Below are 21,531 nucleotides of genomic sequence, written 5' to 3' on the forward strand. Positions count from 1 at the left end.
GGAAGTATAGACCTGTCCAGCCCCAAGCGGAACTGCTAGGCGGGGACGACGCGGATAAATATCACGGAAGGATATCGCGGACGGATGTCGCGACCATGGCTAGAATCGGGCCCATGACTTCGCCGTACTCCGCAGCTAGGACCATCGTGATTACCGGGGCATCGTCAGGCATTGGTGCCGCGGCCGCCCGGCAGATTCACCGCACCCGCCCGCAGGATAACCTCGTCATCATCGGCCGCAATCCGGACAAGACCGAGGCCATCGCCAAGGAGGTGGGAGGTAAGTATTTCCTCGCCGATTTCGAGTCACTGGCTCAGGTCCGCCAGCTGGCCGATGACCTGCAGCAGCTAGAGCGCATCGATGCCTTGGGCAATAATGCCGGCGGTATTTTCGATGGACCCACCATGACCGCCGATGGATTCGAGTGCACGTGGCAGGTCAACGTGGTCGCGCCGTTCCTGTTGACGTCCCTGCTACAAGACAAGCTGCGCGAGAGTAACGCCACCGTGGTCAACACGGCGTCGTTGGCCAATATGGTGATGTCGAATTTCGATCCGGCAGATCCCAATACACTGGAGCATTTCAGCCCAGAGCGCGCCTACGGCAATGCCAAGCTGGCGGATATCTTGCTCGCCCGCTTTATCGATGCCCACGGCATCAACGCGGTGTCCTTTCACCCGGGCGTTTTAGCCACCGAATTTGGCAAGTCCTCCACGGGGCTTACGGGCAAGTTGTACTCCGGGGTCATCGGCAAGGCCTTTGGCACCGCAGAGGCCGGCGGCGAGAACTTGGCCTACTTCCTTACCGGTACCGAAGGCATCCATTTCCAGTCCGGGGAGTATTACAATAATAGGCGCACGCTGGGCGTGCAGCGCCCGATTGCGAAGAATACCTCCGTGGCCCACCGCGTCTTTGAGGATCTGGGCCGCCGCCTCAATGTGGAGTGGTAGCGCTCAAGCATTAGACTATGGCGCATGAGTTCTGTCGCTTTTGAGGCCTCGCGCCGCCGCACGTTCGCCGTTATCGCCCACCCGGATGCCGGTAAGTCCACGCTGACGGAGGCGCTGGCGCTGCATGCGCACGTGATTAATGAGGCCGGCGCAGTCCACGGCAAGGGCAACCGCAAGTCCACCGTGTCTGACTGGATGGACATGGAGAAAAACCGCGGTATCTCCGTGGCTTCGTCTGCGCTGCAGTTTGAATACGCCCCGGAGGGACACGAGGGCGAGCCTTATATGATCAACCTGGTCGATACCCCAGGTCACGCGGACTTTTCGGAGGATACCTACCGCGTGCTTACCGCCGTGGATGCCGCAGTGATGCTTATCGATGCCGCCAAGGGCCTCGAGCCGCAGACCCTCAAGCTCTTCCGCGTCTGTAAGGCGCGCGGCCTGCCCATCGTCACGGTGATCAACAAGTGGGACCGCGTGGGCCGCGAGCCACTCGAGCTCGTCGATGAGATTGTGAACGAAATCCAGCTGCAGCCCACCCCTCTCTACTGGCCGGTGGGCATCGCGGGCGATTTCCGCGGCCTAGCTCACATCAATGATGACGGCGAGGCCGATAATTACATCCACTTCATCCGCACCGCCGGTGGTTCCACCATCGCACCGGAGGAGCACTACGATCCCGCAGGCGCGGAAGAAAAAGAAGAGGATGTGTGGGAAACCGCGGTGGAAGAAGCCGAGTTGCTTGCCGCCGATGGCGCACTGCACGATCAAGAGCTCTTTGAACAGTGCGTGACCTCCCCACTCATCTTCGCCTCGGCCATGTTGAACTTCGGTGTCCACCAGATCCTGGATACCTTGTGCGCCATCGCCCCAGCCCCGCACTCCCGCGAATCCGATCCCAAGGCCGTGGAAGCGGCCACCAGCGCCATCGATGAGGTGCGTGAGGTGGCCGATGACTTTTCCGGCGTCGTCTTCAAGGTGCAGGCAGGCATGGACCAAAAACACCGCGATAACCTGGCGTTTATGCGCGTGGTCTCCGGTGAATTTGAGCGCGGCATGCAGGTCAACCACGCCCAATCCGGGCGCACCTTTTCCACCAAGTATGCCCTCACGGTCTTTGGCCGCACCCGCGATACCGTGGATACCGCCTACCCGGGCGATATCGTCGGCCTGGTCAACGCGGGCGCACTAGCGCCCGGTGACACCATCTACTCCGGTAAAAAGGTGCAATTCAAGCCCATGCCCCAATTCGCCCCTGAGGCCTTCCGCATCCTGCGCGCGAAATCACTGGGCAAATACAAGGCCTTCCGCAAGGGCTTGGAACAGCTCTCTGCCGAAGGCGTGGTGCAAATCCTGCGCAACGATGCCCGCGGCGATGCCTCCCCGGTCATGGCGGCGGTCGGCCCCATGCAGTTCGAGGTCATGCAGGCCCGCATGGAATTCGAGTACAACGTCGAAACCGTCACCGAGCCCATCCCCTACTCCGTGGCGCGGCGTACCGATGCCGAATCAGCCCCAGAGCTGGGCCGTCAACGCGGCGTGGAGATCTTTACCCGCCAAGACGGCGAGCTCATCGCCCTATTTGGCGATAAGTGGAAGCTCGCCTTCATTGAAAAAGAACACCCCGAGCTGACCATGGAGACCTTGGTCGCGGATTAGTCCCCCGTGGCAGCGTCGTCGTTGCCAGATCACGCGGGTTAATCCCGCGCCCGCGCATCCCCTGGAATTTTCTCCCCCAACGCCTCCGTCAGGCGTTTTTAAAACAGCAGCATGACCGGGATGACCACGATCTTCATGAACTGCGCCACCACGATGGTGGAGGTATAGCCGGTGAGGATGCGCGAATCTGAGCTGGTACCCGTGGCGTAATTGACCACCGCGGGCTGGCCAAAGAGGCCGGAAATACCGCCGGAGGTACGGGTTTCGGATTGCCCCATAAAGCGGCTGGCCACCGCGAAAATCCCGATGATGATAACGGCAATAATCGCAGCCAGCACCATGGATTTCAGGCCCATCCAGGAAAAGGCGGTGGACACAAAGGCCTCGCCGGAAGACAGTCCTACCGAGGCCAGGAAGATGGCAAGCCCCCACTGCTGGAATGCCGTATTGATAGGAGACGGAATCTGCCACGGAATGCGGCTGGTGCGGTGCAGGGCGCCGAGGACCAGACCGGTAATCAATGGGCCCAATGCAAACCCCAATTCGAAGGACGCACCACCTGGCAGCGGAACGACGATGAGGGAAATGAGGTAGCCGATGGTCAGTCCACCGCCGAGTGCAACCCAGTTAAGCTGCGAATACGCGGTCACGGAATCGCCAAAGTAATCGCGGACATCGCCCAGACGGTCTTGCTTGACCACGATCTCTAGATCATCGCCGGATTCGAGGTGGGTTTCATTGGTGGCAAGAAATTCCTCATCGCCGCGGCGCACCCGCACGATCCGCGCGCCATAGCGCGAAAAGAGGTTTAATTCCTTGACCTTGCGGCCCTCAATGTCCTCATTGGAAATGGCCACGGTCTCATTGACCAGGGCTTATCCACGAACGGGGTTTGGGGCTGGCGCTTTCCCAGGGCACTGGTAAGCTCTTTGGCTTTTGCCTTGGTCACCAGCACGCGCAGGACATCGCCGCGGTGCAATTCCGGGTTATCGCCCGGCACGTCGATGTCACGGCCGCGGCGGATGGTAGCGATGATGAAATGATCCGCGAATTTCTCGCGCAGCTCGGCGTAGGAGATATCGCGGGTGACCTTAATCGTCCGCGAGCGGAAAATCTTTTCCGCCGAGTGGTCTTGGTCCTTCTGCGCTGGCCAGCTATGCCGCAGGACGAATGCCACAAGGAGGATGGCCACGGCCACGCCGACCGGATAGGCCAAGGAGTATCCCACGGCGGGCAGCTCCTCGCCGGATTGCTGCTGGGCCACGGCAAGCGACGCCGTGGACGTCGTTGCACCGGAGAATACGCCGGTCACCGTCAGCGGCGATAACCCCATGAGGCTGCCGATGCCCAGCGCCGCGGCCGCCGCGGCTATTACCGCCACAGTGGCGAGCAGCATGTGTTTTAGCTGGGTGGAAAAGCCCTTGAAGAAGGCCTCGCCGGCAGACAGGCCTTGCATATAGATAAAGAGTCCCAAGCCCAGCTCCTGCAAGGAACTGAGGATATTGTCATCTAGATCAATAAAGGATCCGAAGGCTAAGCCGACAAAAAGGGTACCCGCCGCGCCGAAGCGCAGCGGGCCAAAGGGAATCATGCCAAATAGCGTGCCGAGCACGATCATGAAGAAAATGCTCAGCCAAATATTGCCATCAAAAATCGCTAACACGCTGTGCAATCTTAGGAGCTTGGCGCGATTTAGCTAGCTGAAAATGCTTGGCACCGTGCACCGAATACCGCCATTAGTGCAGCGCACGCGATTATCCCTCCTGATGCCGCCAAGAACCAGGAGGGCGATCTCACACCGCCGTGCAGAGGTGAGCTAGTCCAGCAGGAATTCTTTCCACTTTGGCCACTCAGCATGGGTTTGCGCCTTGCCAGCCTGGTAATTCGCCCGCAGCTTATCCACGTTGCGCTCGGTGGAGGCCACCTGCATATCTTCTGGGAAAAACAGCTGCGCCTTGCCCTGGCGCTCTAGCTCGAGGAGCCGGTCCTTGGCCGCGTTATAGATGGGCGGGCGGCCAATGAGGGCATCGGCAATAGCGGGGTACTTGCGGAAGATGCGGCGGGTGATCGCCGGGCGCGCCACCTCAGGGCGGACATACCCGCGCGGCTTGGAGCCGATGAAAAGGAATTTCTCGTAGCCGGCCTCCTCTGCCTGCTCGATGGTAATGCCGCCGGATGAGCCCAGGGCACCGTCCACATAGGGCGAGCCATCGATGATGCGGATGGGCATAAGCAGCGGCAGCGTGGACGAGGCGCGCACCCGCACATACAGATCTTCCGGTTCTGTCACATCATCGCGGGTCCAATACACGGATTCGCCGGTATCGGCCCGCGCGGCGGCAAGCACCATATCCGCTGGGTGCTGGCGGTAGGCATCCCAGTCAAAGGGCATATCCTTATCCGCGGAGCGCTCATAAATATATTCCGCATTGAAATAGCCATTGCCGCGCACCAGCGAGCCCACGCCACCGAAGCTGGGGTTATTGACAAAATCCGTGAAGGATTCTTCCGCGCGCTTGGCATCGTGCGAGAGGTAATTGACCGTGTGGGAGGCGCCAGCAGATACCCCGCCCACCCATCCAAAGGTGACGTTTTCTTGGATGAGTTTGACTATGCAGGCGGCGGTATAGGAATTGCGCATTCCGCCGCCTTCGATCACTAGGGCGGTGTTGCTGGCATCAATCATGGTCTCCCATAGTACGCGCGGCGATGTTACGGCGGTCAACCCGCTACCTGACTGCGCGGCTAGACTTGAACGCTATGGGATTATTGGATGCTCTTGCCAAGCTCACCGGGAATGGGGCGCCGCAGTTGGCGCGGCCCGATTCCGCGGCGACCACCATGCAGGTGGACCGGCTGGATATTAGGACCGCCGGCCAGCTCATCATCATTATCACCGGCCAGCAGGGCGCCCGGGCCCTTGCTGAGCGCGCCGCCTCGCGCGAGTCCGCAACCCTCATCTCCCCCACCACCACGGCGCATTTCCCCGCCGTAAAGAAGGATGTGCTGCCGGTCAAAGATCCCAAGCACGGCTGGATTATCCCCATCACGCCCTCACTGGCGAGCGCGCTTTCCCAGGCAGAGCTTGCGGGTACTCCGCTTGCCGATGCCCCCACTTCCAGCGAGTACGAGCTATCCCCCAGCCTCGCGGTGGTGGTGGAATAATGCCTATCTACCCCTTCCAAGGAAAACGCCCGCGCATCCACCGCAGCGCGTGGATCGCGCCGAATGCCACCATCATTGGTGATGTGGAAATCGGCCCGGATTCTTCCGTCTTTTATGGATGCGTGCTGCGCGGCGATGTTGGCCCCATCCGCATTGGCCGCCGGTGCAATATTCAGGACAATAGCGTTATCCACGTGGAACGGGAGGCACCGTGCATCCTTGAAGACGATGTCACGGTAGGCCACATGGCCATGCTCCACGGCACCCACGTGGGTGCCGGCAGCCTAGTGGGCATGTCCGCTACCCTGCTATCTCGCTCCACCATCGGGCCCGGTTCGCTCATCGCCGCCGGCGCGCTGGTGCGCGAGGGCGCGGAAATCCCGGCGCGCTCTTTGGCCGCCGGCGTCCCAGCCACCGTGCGCCGCGAGCTTTTCGCCGAGCAGTCCGCGGCGTTTATCCCACACGCCGCGCGTTATGTGGACCTTGCTCAGCAGCAGTCTGCCGCTGAGCTCGCACTTGATGATGTCTACTTTGACTAGCGCATCCCTATAGGTTCACGACACCCATGATGATGAGGAAGACGGCGACGATATAGCCGCCGATGAGCGTGACCCGCGTGCTGTTTTCGCGCGCCGCCGCAAAGACTCGCCCCGCAGCTGAGTCTGGGTGGGCGCGCACCACGGCGATGAAAAGCCCGCAGATCACCGGCAGGGACAGCGCCAGGGTGGCGTACCACAAGAGGCCGCCGTATTGGGCGGCGAGCGATAGATCCTGGGTGGCCAAGAACATGAGGCCGAAATAAAACGGCACGGAGGTCAGCGATTGGACCACGCCCATCACGAAGCCGATCAGCACGGTGGTGATGGAAGGCGTGCGCAGCGGCTGCAGCATGCGCCCGATCAAGGCATTGGGTTTGCCTTGGGAGTGCCAGGCGCCAAAGGCCAGTGCGATGCCGACGATAATGAGGATGCCGCCGGCAATCGGTGACTCCAAGATGGCCGCGATCTGTTCGCGCACGCCCAAAAGGACGAACATCACCACGGCCGCAGCGGCGAGAACGCCCAGCCAGTCGCCCAGGATGACCAGGCCTGCGATCCAGCGGTACTTCCCGCGCGGGAGCATGATGCCGATGGCTACAAGGATGCCAATGAGCAAGGCATTGACCGAATCCAAGAGGGCGAAACTTACCGCGTGAATCATGCGCGATAGTCTACCTATCCTTCCCGCCGCCCTGTGCTTTCTGGCCGCGCGTGGGTTATAGGTCACATTAAAGAGCTACTATGCCCACCTGCACCTTATTTTGCACCACATGTGCAGGATTGCATAGACTATGCACGATTTTAGAAGCAGCGCCCACCTCTCTCACTCATAAAGGAGCTCGCCCATGTCCAAATTCCTCTACCGGCTGGGAAGCTGGTCCTACCGCACGGTATGGCCCTTCCTCGCCTTCTGGCTCATCGTCTTAGTGGCGATGGTTGGCCTCACCGCCGGCTTTGCCAAAACCCCGAACCCCAACTTCGCCATGCCGGAGATGGACTCCACCACCACTCAAGAAGAGATGATGGAGCACTTCGATCAAGATACCGATGCCATGAGCGCCCCGGAGGGCACCGTGGTCATCCAAGCCCCTGCGGGCAAGGAGCTAAGCGATGACGCTGTTGCCGGGGGCATCGACAAGCTGCTCCAAGACCTCAAAGACACCGGTGCGCTAAAGAACGAGGATGAGTTGGTCAGCCCGGTCCTCGCCGCCGCCGGCATGGAAAAGCAGATGGGCGAGCAGATGCGGGCACAGGGCATGCCCGAAGAGCAGATTGCGAAGAACCTGCAGCAACTTTCTCCGCTCAGCGAGGACAAGACCACCGGCTCCGTCACCATCGCCTTCGATGCCGCTGATGTCATGGACATCAATGATGACGATATGGCTGCGGTCACGGATGTCCTGCACAAGCATGACGGCGAAGGCCTTTCCGTTAAGTACCAGGGCAATGCCTTTGCGATGGCCGATGCCGGCATGAATGGCAGCGCTGAACTCATCGGAATGGTGGTTGCCGCCATCGTGCTGCTGGTGACCTTCGGCTCTTTCGTAGCTGCCGGCATGCCGCTAATTTCCGCCGTCATCGGCGTGGGCATTGGTATCCTCGGCGTGCAGCTGGCCACCATCTTTACCGATACCGTCTCCGATATGACCCCGACGCTGGCCTCCATGATCGGCCTGGCCGTGGGCATCGACTATGCCCTCTTCATTGTCAACCGCTTCCGCAATGAGCTCATCACTTCCTCGGGCCTAAATAACCTGACGCCCAAGGAACTGGCCAAGGAACTGAAGAAGATGGATAAGGGCACCCGCGCCCACGCCATGGGCATGGCGCTGGGCACCGCCGGCGGCTCCGTTGTCTTTGCCGGTACCACCGTGGTCATCGCGCTGGCGGCCCTGACCATTATCGGCATTCCGTTCCTGTCCACCATGGCTATCGCCGCCGCCGGAACCGTGGTCATCGCCGTGCTTGTGGCCAATACCTTTATCCCCGCCGTGCTGGGCCTGCTGGGCACCAAGATCTTCGCCGGGCGCGTGCCCGGCCCCAAGGTCCCAGACCCCGAAGACGAGAAGCCAACCATGGGCCTGCGCTGGGTCCGCCGCGTGCGCGCCCACCCGTGGCTGCACCTCGGCGTGGGCGTCATCGTGCTTGCCATCCTGGCCATCCCGTTTGCGAATATGCGCCTAGCCATGCCTACCGATGGCTCCGCCAAACCCGGCACCCCGCAGCGCGAGGCCTACGAGATGTCCGAGGAGGCCTTTGGTCCAGGCCGCAATGCCCCGATGATCGCCTTTGTCAATGTGGAAGACGTCTCCGAGCAAGACCGCATGCCGGTCTTCCAGGATCTGCTCCACAAGTTCAATGACACCGAAGGCGTAGACAACGCCCAAATCATCCAAACCACGGACAATGGCGATGCCGCCCAGATCATGATCACGCCGACGACAGGTGCGACCGATGAGAAAACCACCGAGACCTTGGAACGCCTGCGCGAGTACCGGGGCGAGTTTTCTAAGGACGGCGGCTCCTACGGCATTACCGGCATCACCCCGATCTTCGACGATGTTTCTGAGCGGCTCAATAGCGTGCTTGTTCCCTATGTGGCCATCGTCTTGGGCCTTGCCTTCATCGTGTTGATGCTGGTCTTCCGCTCCATCTGGGTCCCGCTCATCGCCGCCGCAGGCTACGGGCTGTCCGTGGCCGCCACCTTCGGTATTACCGTCGGCATCTGGCAAGAGGGCATGTTCGGCCTCGTCAACGACCCGCAGCCGCTGCTATCCTTCCTGCCCATCATGCTCATCGGCCTGACCTTTGGCCTGGCCATGGACTATCAGGTCTTCTTGGTCACCCGCATGCGCGAGGGCTACGTCAGCGGCAAGACCGCTGCCAACGCGACCTCGAATGGCTTTAAGCACGGCGCGCGCGTGGTCACGGCAGCAGCACTCATCATGATTTCGGTCTTCGCAGCCTTCATCTTGATGGACGAGCCATTCATCAAGACCATGGGCTTTGCCCTGGCTATGGGCGTGCTTATCGATGCCTTCGTTATCCGCATGATGGTCATCCCCGCCACCATGTTCCTCCTAGGAGACAAGGCGTGGTGGTTTCCCAAGTGGTTGAATAAGATCGTGCCTAATATGGATATCGAGGGCGAAGCCCTGCACAAGGAGCGCGAGGCGCTCCTAGGCTTTCAACACGACAAGGTAGGAAAGGTTCATCGTGACTAGTTTGCGCGAATCCAAGAAGCGAGCAACGCGCCAGGCCATGTCTGATGCCGCGGCCCGCCTCGCCTTGGACGGCGGCGCTGAGGCAGTCACGGTCTCAGGTATCACCAGCGCCGTCGGGGTCTCCCCGCGCACATTCCACAATTATTTTTCTTCGGTGGCGGATTCCCTCTTGCACTACACCGCGGATGTCCTCGAGGCATTCGCAGAAGATATTCCCACCGCATTTCCCGGCGAGCCCATCTCTTCGGTCTTGGAATTAACGCTCATTGATGCCCTCGACAACGAATACATGGAGCTGCGCTCGCTGCACAGCCTGTTCAAAATCGGCGAAGCGATGGAAAACCTCAGCCACACCGCCGAGGAAAAGAAGAAATTCGATAGCGTCACCCACAGGATCATCGCTGCTTTTCAAGAGCGCTACCCCGAATATTCGACCTTCGAGCTCACCATCATTTTGAACGCGTGCGGCAGCACCGGCAATGCCTGCCAGCAAGAGCTGAAAAGGCGCTGCGAAATGGGCAAGGCGCCCAGCAAACGGGAACGCGATGAGCTGGTCCACCACGCCTTTGCCACCCTGCGCGGCCTCGTATGAGGTTTCAGTATCCTCGTAGGTAATTATGGATACTTCAAATTCGCTTGCCCAGGCCACCCGCGATGCCTGCTTTATTCAGGCGGGCCTTGACGCCGCCTTCCGGGCCCGCCTGGGTGATACCACCGACGTGGAATTTAATTTCCTCACCCCCTCGACGGATGCCGAGGGGCGCCTTAGCCACAATCAGCCCGTGGAAATCCGCTGCAGCTCGTCCTCCAGCGTCAAAGACTTCCGGGGCACGCGCATCGCCGTCATCGATCGCGCCGCCTCGCCCACCTGGCGGTGGGCGATGCAAGCGGAAACCGATCTGCCGCAGGGCGGGGATGATCCGGCGAAGTTTATCCCCCTCGCCCGCCTCCTGGCCGGCAATGCCCCGGTGCTGCGGGCGCGGCAAGGCGATCATGAGGCGATCATCGCCGTGGATTTTCATCCGCGGCTCGATTTTCCCACCAGCATTGCCGCGGGGCTTCGCCGCAGCGCGCCGGACATTGATGAGCAGCGCGCGGTGCACGAACTCGCCCACCACTTGGGCATTACGCTCGCAGAGACTGGCGCGGGCTCCCCTGCGGAGTCTGCCGAGCATTATTCCGATGGAACGACGCTGCATTTTTCTAGAGCACTGGGTGCGCCGCAGATCACGGCAATCGAGCCGGGCATGAAGGATACCCGCATTATCGAGGATGCTTTCTATTACGGCATGGAGCACCAGCTGTATTTCCAGGGCAATTTCCCGGAGGCCACGGTGCACCTCGATCTGGACGGTGCCACGGCGGAGATCCGCCACTCTGGCGGGAGGGACGAGGCCACGGCGGTGCTCATCGCCACCATTTCGGAGGATCAATTCTTGTGGTCTTGGGCCGATCCCGCGGTCAAGGACACCGCAGCCGCGCAGGCTGCCGCGAACCTGTACCGCTTCGGCATCGATCACCAGGTACCGGCGCTAATCCGGCCCGCGCTACCCTTGGACTACGCGCGCGCCCGGCAGGTACCGCAGCTGGCCCTGCCCATCCTGGGCATGTGGACGCTGGTGGGCACCACGCTTGCCGATGGCCGCGTCGGCCTCGCCCTCCTCGATTCCGAGGCGCTGCATCTGCCGCAGCCCACGTCAGCGGCCACGGAGGCAACGCTCGCAGTGACCCCGCCCCGAGAGATCAATGAGGCGCAGGCCCGATCGGCCTACGCCTCCTTCCGCGGGATTAACCTTTAGCTAATACGCCGCGGATGGCGTCTACATCCACCTCCGCGACGCTTGCGGGGTTAAAGGCCGCGTCATTGGATTTATCTACCAATACCGCGCGCACGCCATCGGAAAAGTCATCGCGGCGATACATATAAGCGCCCAGTTTCTTTTCCAGCTCGAGGGCATCGCGAATGCTCGAGCACTGCGCCTCTGCCCGGTAGAGCTCCAGCGCGGCCACGATGGAGGTCGGGCAGGCCTGCGCGGTGAGCTTATCCACCAGCTCCTTCAGCTCCGGGTATTCCTTAGCGGCCGCGGTGATGTCCTGCCAGGAATCGTGGCGGAAGCTGGCCTCGATCCCCTCGATGAGCTCTGCAAGCGGGGCCTCATCTTCTGGCTGCACGGAGTGCTGTTCCAGCGCGGCATCAATGCCCTTATCAATGACGTCGCTGGCAAACGCATCGCCGTCTTTTACGTAGTCAGTGGCCAGCCCGCTCCACACGAGGTCTGCGGCGTACATGCGGTAGCCGGTAATACCCCAGAACTTTGCGAGCTCTGGCGAGGCCTTACCGCGCGTGCCCACCGCGTTTTGGGAGGCATAGGCCATGCCCACATCCGTGACATAGCCAATATTCATCTCCGGCATGGAGGCGAAGGTCTTGTCCGTGACCACGCAGTGCGAGCCGTGCGCGGAGACACCAAGGCCGCCACCCATAGCGATGCCATCCACCAGCGCGATGACCGGCTTAGGGTATTCCGCGATATCCCCGTTGAGGGTGTACTCCGAGGCGAAGAAGTCATCGACCTCGTCGTACTTGCCGTCGACGATGCCATCGCGAGCCATGCGGACATCGCCACCCGCGCAATAGGCCTTGGGATTGGTAGAGGTCAAAAGGACCTGCTCTACCTCGTCATCACCCCGCCACTTATCCAAGGCAGCGGCGATGAGATCGATCATTTCTGGGCTGAGAGAGTTGAGAGCCTTTGGGCGGTTGAGCTCAATGACTCCGGTATGGTTGCGGATTGAGGACACGATAGGTGCATCATTAGTCATATCCTCTATTGTGACACACAACTCATGTACCTAGCTACCGTTTGCGACTTCACAGATAGGTCTTAATTTTGCTTCCACAGCTTATCGCCCTAGACATGGACGGCACCCTGCTCGATGGAAACGGCGACTTGCCGCCAGGATTCGCGGCGACCAGCCAGCGCGCAACCGAGCTTGGCGTCACCCTCGTTCCGGCATCTGGGCGCCAGCTCGCCACCCTGCAACAGATGTTTCCTCATGAGGAGACCTTTATTGCAGAAAATGGCTCCGTGGTCGTGCACAATAACGAGCTGCTGAGCACCACTCCCCTGCCGTCATCGGCCGTCCGCGCTGCGGTAGCGGCGCTCGACGCGGTGTCCCAACCCCACACCGTGGTGCTGTGTACGCCAGCTACGGCGTTTGTGGAAAGGGGCATCGACAGCCAAGCCTCCACCGAGATCTCCAAGTACTATAAATCCATCAGCTGGGTAGATGATCTCCATGATCTGCTCGATGAGGAGATCATCAAAATCGCCGCCTTCTGCGCCGATGGCAGCGAAAGGCACCTCCACGATCCGCTGCGCGAGGCCGTGCCTGAGCACAATATCGCGGTATCTGGGGCAGTGTGGCTCGATGTCATGGCGGCCGGGGTAAATAAGGGCGTGGCGCTAGAAACCATGGCGTCGCTGCTGGATATCCCCCAATCCCGCACCGCGGCTTTTGGAGACTTCCTCAACGATTTCGAACTCCTCCAAGCCGCCGGAACCGCCATTGCCATGGACAATGCGCATCCTAAGCTCAAGGCGATTGCCGATACCATCGCCCCGCCCAATACCGAGTATGGGGTGCTGACAGTGCTGAATCAGCTTTTTGACAGCCAACAGGATTAGACTTTCTTTTTTCACCATCTATCCGCCAAAACATTGCCAATTTCCCGCGCCACGCCGTGCTCTCTACTTTGGGTAATGGCGCTTCTCGCGGTCTAAAATTGGCCGACTAGTACATTTTCGTAGTGCAATGGGAGTTCACGTGAATCGTTTTCTGCGCTCGCTGCTGGGGAAGAAAGATTCCGAGCGTAATGAGGCCACGCCGCCCACGACGCGGCAATCAGATGGGCCTACAGGTGATTCCTCCACTGGGGCTTCCACGCCTAATTCCGGTATCCCTACCGGGCCGGATCCACATGCCCGCAATAATCACGAGGCGCGCACGGAACACCAGCCGCCCACCTCGAATGCACAGGATGGCACTAAATCCTCGCACGCACAGCCCACGGATCCCACCCGTGGGTTCGCTCGCCAATCCCGCCAGGTGGGTAACCCCACGCCTCAAGACAAGAAGCCTTCTCGAAACCAGGGCGCACAGACCCCCAAATCCGCTGCGGCCAAACGCTCTGCCCAAGACAAGCAGAATAATTCTGCCCAGAAGAAAACCGGAGCAAAGCCACACCAGCAGGTAAAACCGGCCACGCCCAAGAAACCACAGAAACCGCAGCAACCAGCCGCCGAAACGAAGGAATTTCCCGCCAGCCCCTCCGGCACTTCCCGCGCGTCCGGGACCTCTGGCGCTTCCCGAACTTCTACTCCCGCCGGTTCCAAAAATTCTTCCCGCTCCAATAACTCCGCTGGCACTCCTCGGCCTTCCGACGCCAATCGGTCCACCGGCACCGGCACCGCGAAGCCTTCCGACGATGCGAAGAACTCCGCGCAGGGAACCACGGAATTTCCCGCCCAGCAGTCGTGGCCTGCCCAAAGGCCAGAGCAGCGCAAGCCTGAACAGCGCAAACCTGAGCAAGGCAAAGCCGAGCAGCGTAAGACAGAGCCGCGCAAGCCGGAGCAGCGTAAGCCAGAGCAGCACACATCTGGGCAGCAACAACCTGTTCAGCGCGAGCAGGAGCAGCGCCAGCAAGAGCAGCGTCAGCAGGAACAGCGCCCGCCAGAACAGCGTAAGTCTGCACCGCACCAACCGGAGCAGCAGGCATCCGGATCCGGGCGTCCGCAAGCAGAGCAGCGCAAGCCTGCCTCTGCGCAAGAGCAAGAATCAGGGATTCCTGCTGGAGAAAAGGCCGCCGCAATGGGGGCTTCTCAACCACAGCGCATTCCTGCCGAACAGACCGCACGGGAGCACCAGACCGCGGCCGTTCAGGCTGGCCAGCAGTCTTCTCCGCACGAGACACAAGACGCCAATAAATCGAAATATCCCTTGCAGAACCAGCAGAACGACTCCGAAGTACTCGCAGTCCCGCCAGAGGATAAAAACGTGCGCAAGAAGCGGCACGCGCGGCTGCGCCAAGTCAAGGGCCTTGACGGCCTGCGCGGCCTCGCCGTTATTGCCGTGGTCTTATACCACTTCTTCGGTGATGCCCTACCCGGCGGTTACCTGGGCGTGGACATGTTCTTCGTCCTCTCCGGCTTCCTTATTACCTCGCTCCTCGTGCGCGAGTACCGCACGTCCGGAACGATTAGCCTGAAGGACTTTTGGGTGCGCCGCTTTAGGCGCATCTTGCCCGCCGCCGTCGCCGTACTCGTTTTCTGTACCGCAATCGTCGCGTGGATTGGCGGCGATTTGGCCGTCGGCCTGCGCCAGCAATTCTTCGGCACCCTGTTCTTTGTCAATAACTGGACGCAGATTGCTACTTCGCAGTCCTATTTTGCCGATAACGAAGTACAGGTCTTTGCCCACTACTGGTCGCTCGCGGTTGAAGAGCAGTTCTACCTCATCTGGCCGCTGCTCATCCTAGTTATTTTCCGCGCCTCGTCGCGCCAGCCGCGCCGCCTTCCGGTCGTGGTCGCCAGCGTGTTGGGCTTGGCATCCTTTGCGGCCATGTGGTTCATCTTCACCCCAGGCGAAGACCCCACCCGCGTCTACTACGGCACGGATACCCACGCATTCGGCTTGTTGACCGGCGCGGTCCTCTCCTTGTTGATGACCTCTACGAAGTCCGATCCCAACGCGGATTCCTGGGCCACCTCCGGCAAGGTCGAAACCCGCGCCGCCGGCATCATCGGCTTCTTGGCGCTTATCGGCTATGTCGCGCAGCTATTTCTCATGCCTGACGATGCCGAATTTACCTACCGCGGCGGCCTTTTCCTCACCAGCATCCTTGGTGCCCTCATGGTGTGGGGCGTCATCCACGAGTACGGCCCAATGACGCCGCTGTTTAGGACGAAGGTCATGCGCTGGTTCGGTCAGCGTTCCTTCTCGCTGTACCTGTGGCACTGGCCGGTCATCATGATTTTGGAGGCACTGTTCCACGGCAATCAGAATTCTGAGAATACGTGGATTCTGGGCCTTGTCGCCGTCCCCATCTCCCTGATCCTTTCGGAGATTTCTTATCAGTTCATCGAGAACCCATTCCGCCGCGGCGGGTACAAGAAGACATGGAAGAACTACTGGGCTGCGCGCCCAAGCTTCAGCGAGCTCAAGGACGGCTTTGGCAAGGCCATGTGGCCAGTGGTCCCGTTGTTGGTTGTCGCTTCTTTGGTTGGCGTTGTCTACGGCGTGGTCAACTCCAACGATAAGACGGAATTGGAGCAGCAGCTCGACCAGCTCCAGCAGCAAAACCAGAATAATAATCCTGTCCCGCCAGAGGCGGCCGCACCCTCCACGCCGCCTGCCGAAGATAAGGAAGACGACGCAAAGAAAGAGGACGATACTAAGACCCGTCCGATGCCACAGGGCACGAATATCACCGCAATCGGTGACTCGGTAATGCTGGCGGCCAGCGATGCCTTAAGCCAACGCTTCCCCGGCATTTATATCGATGCCGAAGAATCCCGCCACTACGCGTCAGGTATCCAAATCCTCCAACAGATGAAGAACGCCGGCACGCTGCGCGATACCGTCTTCTTGGGCTTTGGTACCAACGGCGCCGCCCAGCCGAACCAAATCAGCCAGGCCATGGATATCATCGGCGAGGATCACACCGTGGTCATGGTGGTTCCCTATGGCGACCGCGAGTGGATGGCGCAGTCCCAGAAGGACGTCATTGACGCCGCCAAGGAGTACGACAACGCCTATATCGCGGACTGGTGTGGCTATGCCAAAAACAATCCGGAGATGCTCTACTCCGATGGCGTGCACCCGCTTCCCGAAGGCGCCAGCGGCTACTCCGATGCCTTCTATAACGCCCTGAAGCAGTACTCCAAATACGACAAGAGCGTCTCTTCGCAATGCCAGGCTTAGTGAAGTCCACGAGGGCAGGCAGCTAACCCCAACTCGGCTAGCCTGCTGCCCCGGCTCCTCACCTCGGCCCCGGCGCCAAACCCGGCCTCAGCTCCAGCCCGCCCTTCGCGCTCACGGGTTCCGTTCTCACGAGCGGGTACCCCGCTCCCTGTGAGCGCGAAGGGCGGGTTCGCAAAGCGCGGGGCTGTAGATCCCGGCTCGAAGTAGTCGCAAAAATAAAGACCGCACTCATGGTTCACATGAGTGCGGTCTTTCGTATTAAGCGGCGAGATTAGTCGACGGCGAACTCGCCCATCTTGTCCCAACCGGTGCGGCCATCGATGTGGACATTGATGATGTCTGGGGTCTCTACGAGGTACTTGGGGAATTCGTCGCAGGCGCGCTTGAAGTGCTCGCCCTGAACGTGCTCTACGTCCTTGCCATCAGCGTAGGACTCGAGCAGCAGGAAGCGCTGAGAGTCTTCCGGATCGCGGTACCACTTGAAGTCGATGCAGCCGGGCTCGGCGTTGCAAGCCTCGGTGTACCAGTTGATCTCATCAAGGAAGGTATCGGCGTATTCAGGCTTTACGTGGAACTGTACGTTAATCAAAATCATGCCCCCGATTCTACCAATGATATGTCCACTACGTCATGGCTGCTCTGCCATGCACGCGGGTCTCGGAAGAATCGGGGGCAGGTTCCGCGAAAGCTAAGAACTAGTTAAGGAAGTACTCCGCGATGTAGATGAACTCGCCGTCAAAGGCGGTGGCGACGCCATAACCGTACTCAGGTCCGGGGGTTACCTCGAGGCCTCGGTTGAACCAGTTGAGGCGCTCTTGGGCTTGTTCTTCGGACAGACGGTAGACGTTGCCCTGGCCTTCCTCGGTGTGGGTAACGCCGTTTGCCACGTCGCCGTAGTACGTTAGCTCACCGTTTGCGCCCTGGTTTGCCCATTCCTGCGCGATGGCGGCAGCGTTCTCATCTGGGTGGTGACCGGCCTGAGCCAAGTGGTCCGCGGTGGCCGCCTGCAAGTCAGCGGCAACCTGTGGAGCCTCGGGCGCCTGTGCCTCAGGGGCGGCTTCAGCCGTGGCCGCTTCTTCCGCGGCCACCTCCGGCTCGGCATCGGGTGCAGCTTGGAGGAAGCTGGGCAAAGTAACGTTGTACTTTTCAGCAAGGGTGGACACCTGCTGTACCTGCGGGGCCGCGGTGAGCTCCGCAGAAGCCGCTGCCGTGGTACCGGACAGGGCGAGTACGGTGGTCAGGACTGCTGCGGTGGCGCTTCGAATCGGCTTCATGTTTTTCAGCTTGTCATAACTTTTCAGAGGGCGAAAGGTTATTACCGGATACGCTCCACTTCGATATGGCTTTGTTATATAAACGGCATTCTGAGTGATCTGGGTTACTGCGCGAGAGGTATAACGTCCCAAGAAGTCTAATAAATACCTACATCGAGTTCATCGAATTGCCGCTGCAGTTCTTCCGAGTCAATGGAACGCGCAACGTCGGGCCCGGCGATGGCCGCAAAGCCATCGAGGACAGAGGTCCCGTAATTATGGCCCACACCGTCGGGCACATCCTTGGCCCCAGGCAGGTCTGCGGCAACTTGCAGGTAGGTAATAATAGGCATCCACTGCATCACGCGCTCACGGGAATAGGAGGTATCTTCCTTCATCCAATCGGGCTCTTTGAAGGCCAATTCGGGCGACCACCAGCTCACCGGATCGGATGGGTGCTGGATATACAGCATACGGGTCCTGCCCCACTCTTCTTCCGGCACGCGTCCCCAGCGGCGAACTTGGTCCACGTCGTTGGCAAAGCGGACCACGAGGCCGCCGGCGTAGACCGGCGAGATTTCCGTGGACCCGGGATCGCGGCGCTCCACAAACTGCGAGCGCAACCGATTAAAGTGCGGCGGGCCAGTCAATAAGATGCCATCGACGGAATTGGCGGTATCGCGCACACCAGAAAAGGCTGCCTCGATGCCGGTTGTGCCTAAGGACTCGCCGTAGAGGTAGAGCTTGGGCCGGTCATCTTCTGGCAGTGAATTCCACCAGTCCACGATGGGGTTGATGAATTCTTCCCCGGCGCGCTCTACTTGGCTACCGCCGCCAAAGAAGTGAAAGACGGACGGCATGGCGGAATACTGTGCGGCGGCGATGGCGGTATCCCCGCCATAGAGCAATTCGAAGGCTTGCGCGGAATAGGACGATACCCAGCCGGTGCCGGTGGTCATGGTCAATAGGAGGGCCTTGCGGTCTTGGGCGTGGGTGCGCTCGAGTTCATCGATAAGCAGCTGCGCCCGCCCCTCATTGGAGTCGCGGTTGCCCAGGCCGGCGTAGGCACGGATGGGCTCCTTGGCGGGTTTGCCGGTCACCTGCTCTAGCTCGTCCTTATGCGCACCGGAGCTTAGGAAGCGGGAGCCTTGCAAGCCCACGCCGTCCCAGTCGACATCGGAAGTAGGCGATCCGGAGCGCTCGCTGAGGGTGGGGCGCTGGGTGTCCGGATCGGGGTCGGCGTTTTGGGCGGTAAATACCCTATCGCCCAAGCTCACGATAGCACCGGGAATGATGTTTTCAACGGTGTAGATGGCAATGACCGCAACGATTATTACCGCCCCTAGGCGGCGGTAGGTGGAGCGAAACCGCTGCGGGAAGCGCCGCGCCAACCAGCGGACCAGAAAGATAATGGAGCGCAGGATCAGCAGGAAGAGGGTAAATACCGCCAGCGCCAAGGGCACCACCAGCAGGTAGCTGGACATGGATGGCGCGGGCACGGAATATACGCTCGCGAGCTCACGCTGCCAGCGCACGGCGATAATAACGAAACCGACCAGCCAGGCAATGAACGCACCTGTGGCGATGCGCGCGAGCAGCCTGTAGCGCTTTGGCTCCCAGGCGGAGGCGGCAAGCCAGGGATACTTATCCGCCCATTTACTCACGACGAAGCGGTACCACACCAGCTTCACGCCGATGCCCACCACGTAGCCGAAACCGGCGGCAAGGCCCGATATCAGGCCTTGATAGGGCCAATCACGGGGCAAAATGGACGGAGTAAGGCCCAGCGTAGACAAAATGGCGGCGCCGATAACGCCCCACGGATCGAGGTGGCGGACGATATCGGCGATGCGAGCTTCTACTGCTCGAGCTTCTCCCCTAACTCCAGCCATTCCATCTCCAAATCCTCATAGGCGCTGCGGTTACCCTTTAATTCCGTATCAAGCCGGGTCATCGCTTCGGTATCGACTTCTTCTGCCGCCGCGGCCAATTTCTCATTGATCTGCGCAGCGGATTTCTCCAGCTTCTGCATCTTCCGCTCAAGCGCATTCATCTTCTTGGTGATTTCGCGCTCTTGCTGGGAAGAAAGCTTCTTTTCCGGCTTCGGCGCCGGCGCGTCCGTCTTCTTTTCTCCCAGGTTTATAACCCCAGTGTTCTTGCCGGCCTCGATTTCTTCGCGCTTGCGCAGGTACTCGTCGATGCCACCGGGAAGGTTCGTCAGCTTGCCATCGCCAAAAAGCGCGTACGTATTATCCGCAATGCGCTCGATGAGGTAGCGATCGTGCGAGATGACCACCAGGGTGCCCGGCCATGAATCGAGCAGGGATTCCAGCTCCTGGAGGGTATCGATGTCCAGGTCGTTAGTGGGCTCGTCGAGCAGCAAAACATTGGGTTCTGCCATAAGAACGCGGGTGAGCTGGAGGCGGCGGCGCTCGCCACCGGAAAGATCACCGACCGGGGTACGCTGGCGCTTGGCGGAAAAGCCGAGGCGCTCGGCCAGCTGGGAGGCGCTGAGTTCCTTTTTGCCTAGCTGCACGTAGGTGGCAACGTCCTCGACGGCATCGAGAAGCCGGCGCTGCGGATCCAAGTCATCGAGTTCCTGGCGCAGCCAGCCCAAGCGCACGGTTTGGCCCTCGATGCGCTTTCCGGCCGCGAGCTCGTATTCGCCGGCGAGCGTGCGCAGTAGCGTGGTCTTTCCGGAGCCATTCACGCCAACGAGGCCGATGCGCTCGCCCGGGGCTAGGCGCCAGGTGAGGTGATCGACCAAGGTGCGGCCATCCGGGGACTTCACGGTGGCATCTTCTAGCTCGATGACCACGCGGCCCTGGCGCTGCTTGGAAAAGGACATGAGCTCGACTTTGTTGCGCGGCTCGGGAACATCAGAAATAAGCGCTTCCGCAGCCTCAATCCGGTAGCGCGGTTTCGAGGTACGCGCCGGTGCCCCGCGGCGCAGCCACGCCAATTCCTTGCGGGCCAGGTTTTTGCGGCGTTGCTCCATCGCATCGGCCTGGCGAGCGCGCTCGGCGCGGGCGAACGTCCAGTCGTTGTAGCCACCCTCGTAGGCATCAACGGTGCCGTCGTGCACCTCCCACGTCCAGGTGGCGATGGTATCGAGGAACCAGCGATCGTGGGTGACCACGATGACGGCGAGGTTGCGCTTGAGCAGGTGATCCGCCAGCCACTGCACGCCTTCCACGTCAAGGTGGTTCGTGGGCTCATCGAGCACCACGAGGTCTAAATCCTGCACCAGCGCGGCGGCAAGGTTGACGCGGCGGCGCTCACCGCCGGACAAGGAGCTCACGGGAGTCTCCAGCCCCAGGTCCACGATGCCAAGGCCGCCGAGCACGTCGCGCACCTTGGCATTAGAGGCCCATTCGTAGGTCTCGAGCTCGAGGGGCTCAATGATCGCCTGAGCGATGGTGAGCTCTTCGGGCAGATCAAAGCGCTGCGTCACCACGGCCATGCGCAGATCCGAGGTATGGGATACGCGGCCGGAATCCGGCGGCTCGATACCGGTGAGCACTTCCAGCAGGGTGGTTTTGCCGCCGCCGTTCACGCCCACGATGCCGATGCGGTCCCCGGTTTGCACGCCGAGGGATACCCCATCAAGGAGAGTTTTTAAGCCATAGGATTTGGTGACTTGCTCGAGGTTAATCAGGTTTGCCATAACAGGGACTCATCTTAATACCTCCCCACCGCTACCCCCGCATTCCCAATCATCTTGCTACCGAAATTCACTTGCAATACCCTGCGCATG

The 21,531-nt window shown here is 60.5% G+C and carries 18 protein-coding genes; 9 read left to right on the forward strand and 9 right to left on the reverse strand.

What is annotated here, in order from left to right; all coding sequences use genetic code 11:
- Positions 1–113 precede the first annotated feature (113 nt).
- Together ACP8KU_RS07540 and ACP8KU_RS07545 are read left to right on the forward strand one after the other, a co-directional pair.
- Positions 114–950, forward strand: coding sequence for an SDR family NAD(P)-dependent oxidoreductase (locus tag ACP8KU_RS07540; protein ID WP_484483546.1), 837 nt, complete (start codon positions 114–116; stop codon positions 948–950).
- A 24-nt stretch (positions 951–974) separates the two neighbouring features.
- Complete coding sequence (locus ACP8KU_RS07545) at positions 975–2,609, forward strand: peptide chain release factor 3 (RefSeq protein WP_484483547.1); 1,635 nt, start codon at positions 975–977, stop codon at positions 2,607–2,609.
- Positions 2,610–2,707: 98 nt separating this feature from the next.
- Here the strand turns inward: ACP8KU_RS07545 and ACP8KU_RS07550 are convergent, their stop codons facing one another.
- From ACP8KU_RS07550 to ACP8KU_RS07560, 3 genes are all read right to left on the reverse strand, one after another.
- Positions 2,708–3,466, reverse strand: coding sequence for an aspartate-alanine antiporter-like transporter (locus tag ACP8KU_RS07550; protein ID WP_484483548.1), 759 nt, complete (start codon positions 3,464–3,466; stop codon positions 2,708–2,710).
- Entirely contained in the window at positions 3,418–4,272 is an 855-nt protein-coding gene (locus tag ACP8KU_RS07555; protein WP_484483549.1) for an aspartate-alanine antiporter-like transporter, read from the reverse strand. The genes ACP8KU_RS07550 and ACP8KU_RS07555 overlap by 49 nt, the downstream gene beginning before the upstream one ends.
- 153 nt (positions 4,273–4,425) lie before the next feature.
- Positions 4,426–5,295, reverse strand: a complete 870-nt coding sequence (locus tag ACP8KU_RS07560; protein ID WP_023030883.1) for a patatin-like phospholipase family protein — start codon at positions 5,293–5,295, stop codon at positions 4,426–4,428.
- 74 nt (positions 5,296–5,369) lie between these two features.
- Between ACP8KU_RS07560 and ACP8KU_RS07565 the strand changes: the two genes are divergently transcribed.
- Entirely contained in the window at positions 5,370–5,774 is a 405-nt protein-coding gene (locus tag ACP8KU_RS07565; protein ID WP_035108604.1) for a hypothetical protein, read from the forward strand.
- Positions 5,774–6,313 (forward strand): gamma carbonic anhydrase family protein, encoded by a 540-nt coding sequence (locus ACP8KU_RS07570; protein WP_005279967.1) that lies wholly within the window; start codon positions 5,774–5,776, stop codon positions 6,311–6,313. Before ACP8KU_RS07565 ends, ACP8KU_RS07570 begins: the two co-directional genes overlap by 1 nt.
- A gap of 7 nt (positions 6,314–6,320) precedes the next feature.
- On the opposite strand, the gene ACP8KU_RS07575 is transcribed toward ACP8KU_RS07570, so the two are convergent.
- Complete coding sequence (locus tag ACP8KU_RS07575; protein ID WP_005279966.1) at positions 6,321–6,974, reverse strand: hypothetical protein; 654 nt, start codon at positions 6,972–6,974, stop codon at positions 6,321–6,323.
- Positions 6,975–7,158: 184 nt separating this feature from the next.
- Between ACP8KU_RS07575 and ACP8KU_RS07580 the strand changes: the two genes are divergently transcribed.
- The 3 genes from ACP8KU_RS07580 to ACP8KU_RS07590 are packed head-to-tail and all read left to right on the forward strand — an operon-like array spanning position 7,159 to position 11,336.
- The gene (locus ACP8KU_RS07580) at positions 7,159–9,537 is read left to right on the forward strand and encodes an MMPL family transporter (protein WP_484483550.1); all 2,379 of its coding nucleotides are present in this window, start codon (positions 7,159–7,161) and stop codon (positions 9,535–9,537) included.
- The gene (locus ACP8KU_RS07585; protein ID WP_126318662.1) at positions 9,530–10,129 is read left to right on the forward strand and encodes a TetR/AcrR family transcriptional regulator; all 600 of its coding nucleotides are present in this window, start codon (positions 9,530–9,532) and stop codon (positions 10,127–10,129) included. Before ACP8KU_RS07580 ends, ACP8KU_RS07585 begins: the two co-directional genes overlap by 8 nt.
- 25 nt (positions 10,130–10,154) lie before the next feature.
- Positions 10,155–11,336, forward strand: coding sequence for a DUF6882 domain-containing protein (locus tag ACP8KU_RS07590; RefSeq protein ID WP_126318661.1), 1,182 nt, complete (start codon positions 10,155–10,157; stop codon positions 11,334–11,336).
- Here ACP8KU_RS07590 and ACP8KU_RS07595 read toward each other — a convergent pair.
- Positions 11,326–12,360: a 3-hydroxyisobutyryl-CoA hydrolase gene (locus tag ACP8KU_RS07595; RefSeq protein ID WP_023028560.1), complete on the reverse strand. Its 1,035-nt coding sequence runs from the start codon at positions 12,358–12,360 to the stop codon at positions 11,326–11,328. The two genes, ACP8KU_RS07590 and ACP8KU_RS07595, sit on opposite strands and share 11 nt — an antisense overlap.
- 68 nt (positions 12,361–12,428) lie before the next feature.
- Here ACP8KU_RS07595 and ACP8KU_RS07600 point away from each other — a divergent pair, with 68 nt between their 5' ends.
- Both ACP8KU_RS07600 and ACP8KU_RS07605 read left to right on the forward strand, forming a co-directional pair.
- Positions 12,429–13,226 carry a Cof-type HAD-IIB family hydrolase gene (locus tag ACP8KU_RS07600; RefSeq protein ID WP_023028559.1) on the forward strand — a complete coding sequence of 266 codons (798 nt, stop codon included), beginning with the start codon at positions 12,429–12,431 and terminating at the stop codon, positions 13,224–13,226.
- A gap of 139 nt (positions 13,227–13,365) precedes the next feature.
- Positions 13,366–16,521 (forward strand): acyltransferase family protein, encoded by a 3,156-nt coding sequence (locus ACP8KU_RS07605; protein WP_484483551.1) that lies wholly within the window; start codon positions 13,366–13,368, stop codon positions 16,519–16,521.
- A gap of 271 nt (positions 16,522–16,792) precedes the next feature.
- Here ACP8KU_RS07605 and ACP8KU_RS07610 read toward each other — a convergent pair whose 3' ends face one another.
- From ACP8KU_RS07610 to ACP8KU_RS07625, 4 genes are all read right to left on the reverse strand, one after another.
- Entirely contained in the window at positions 16,793–17,116 is a 324-nt protein-coding gene (locus ACP8KU_RS07610; protein ID WP_005279956.1) for a putative quinol monooxygenase, read from the reverse strand.
- Positions 17,117–17,216: 100 nt separating this feature from the next.
- Positions 17,217–17,795 (reverse strand): hypothetical protein, encoded by a 579-nt coding sequence (locus ACP8KU_RS07615; protein ID WP_126318652.1) that lies wholly within the window; start codon positions 17,793–17,795, stop codon positions 17,217–17,219.
- Positions 17,796–17,932: 137 nt separating this feature from the next.
- Positions 17,933–19,666 (reverse strand): alpha/beta-hydrolase family protein, encoded by a 1,734-nt coding sequence (locus tag ACP8KU_RS07620; RefSeq protein WP_484483552.1) that lies wholly within the window; start codon positions 19,664–19,666, stop codon positions 17,933–17,935.
- A complete protein-coding gene (locus ACP8KU_RS07625) occupies positions 19,633–21,441 on the reverse strand; it encodes an ABC-F family ATP-binding cassette domain-containing protein (RefSeq protein WP_284623145.1) in 1,809 nt (602 codons plus the stop codon). The genes ACP8KU_RS07620 and ACP8KU_RS07625 overlap by 34 nt, the downstream gene beginning before the upstream one ends.
- Between the last annotated feature and the right edge of the window lie 90 nt (positions 21,442–21,531).

The sequence above is a fragment of the Corynebacterium sp. LaCa_282 genome, from assembly GCF_057198125.1.

Excerpts from the sequence above, each read along its gene's own strand:
- ACP8KU_RS07540 (WP_484483546.1), top strand. The coding sequence starts at position 114 with ATGACTTCGCCGTACTCCGCAGCTAGGACCATCGTGATTACCGGGGCA.
- ACP8KU_RS07545 (WP_484483547.1), top strand. The coding sequence starts at position 975 with ATGAGTTCTGTCGCTTTTGAGGCCTCGCGCCGCCGCACGTTCGCCGTT.
- ACP8KU_RS07560 (WP_023030883.1), bottom strand. The coding sequence starts at position 5,295 with ATGATTGATGCCAGCAACACCGCCCTAGTGATCGAAGGCGGCGGAATG.
- ACP8KU_RS07565 (WP_035108604.1), top strand. The coding sequence starts at position 5,370 with ATGGGATTATTGGATGCTCTTGCCAAGCTCACCGGGAATGGGGCGCCG.
- ACP8KU_RS07570 (WP_005279967.1), top strand. The coding sequence starts at position 5,774 with ATGCCTATCTACCCCTTCCAAGGAAAACGCCCGCGCATCCACCGCAGC.
- ACP8KU_RS07575 (WP_005279966.1), bottom strand. The coding sequence starts at position 6,974 with ATGATTCACGCGGTAAGTTTCGCCCTCTTGGATTCGGTCAATGCCTTG.
- ACP8KU_RS07580 (WP_484483550.1), top strand. The coding sequence starts at position 7,159 with ATGTCCAAATTCCTCTACCGGCTGGGAAGCTGGTCCTACCGCACGGTA.
- ACP8KU_RS07590 (WP_126318661.1), top strand. The coding sequence starts at position 10,155 with ATGGATACTTCAAATTCGCTTGCCCAGGCCACCCGCGATGCCTGCTTT.
- ACP8KU_RS07595 (WP_023028560.1), bottom strand. The coding sequence starts at position 12,360 with ATGACTAATGATGCACCTATCGTGTCCTCAATCCGCAACCATACCGGA.
- ACP8KU_RS07610 (WP_005279956.1), bottom strand. The coding sequence starts at position 17,116 with ATGATTTTGATTAACGTACAGTTCCACGTAAAGCCTGAATACGCCGAT.
- ACP8KU_RS07615 (WP_126318652.1), bottom strand. The coding sequence starts at position 17,795 with ATGAAGCCGATTCGAAGCGCCACCGCAGCAGTCCTGACCACCGTACTC.
- ACP8KU_RS07620 (WP_484483552.1), bottom strand. The coding sequence starts at position 19,666 with ATGGCTGGAGTTAGGGGAGAAGCTCGAGCAGTAGAAGCTCGCATCGCC.
- ACP8KU_RS07625 (WP_284623145.1), bottom strand. The coding sequence starts at position 21,441 with ATGGCAAACCTGATTAACCTCGAGCAAGTCACCAAATCCTATGGCTTA.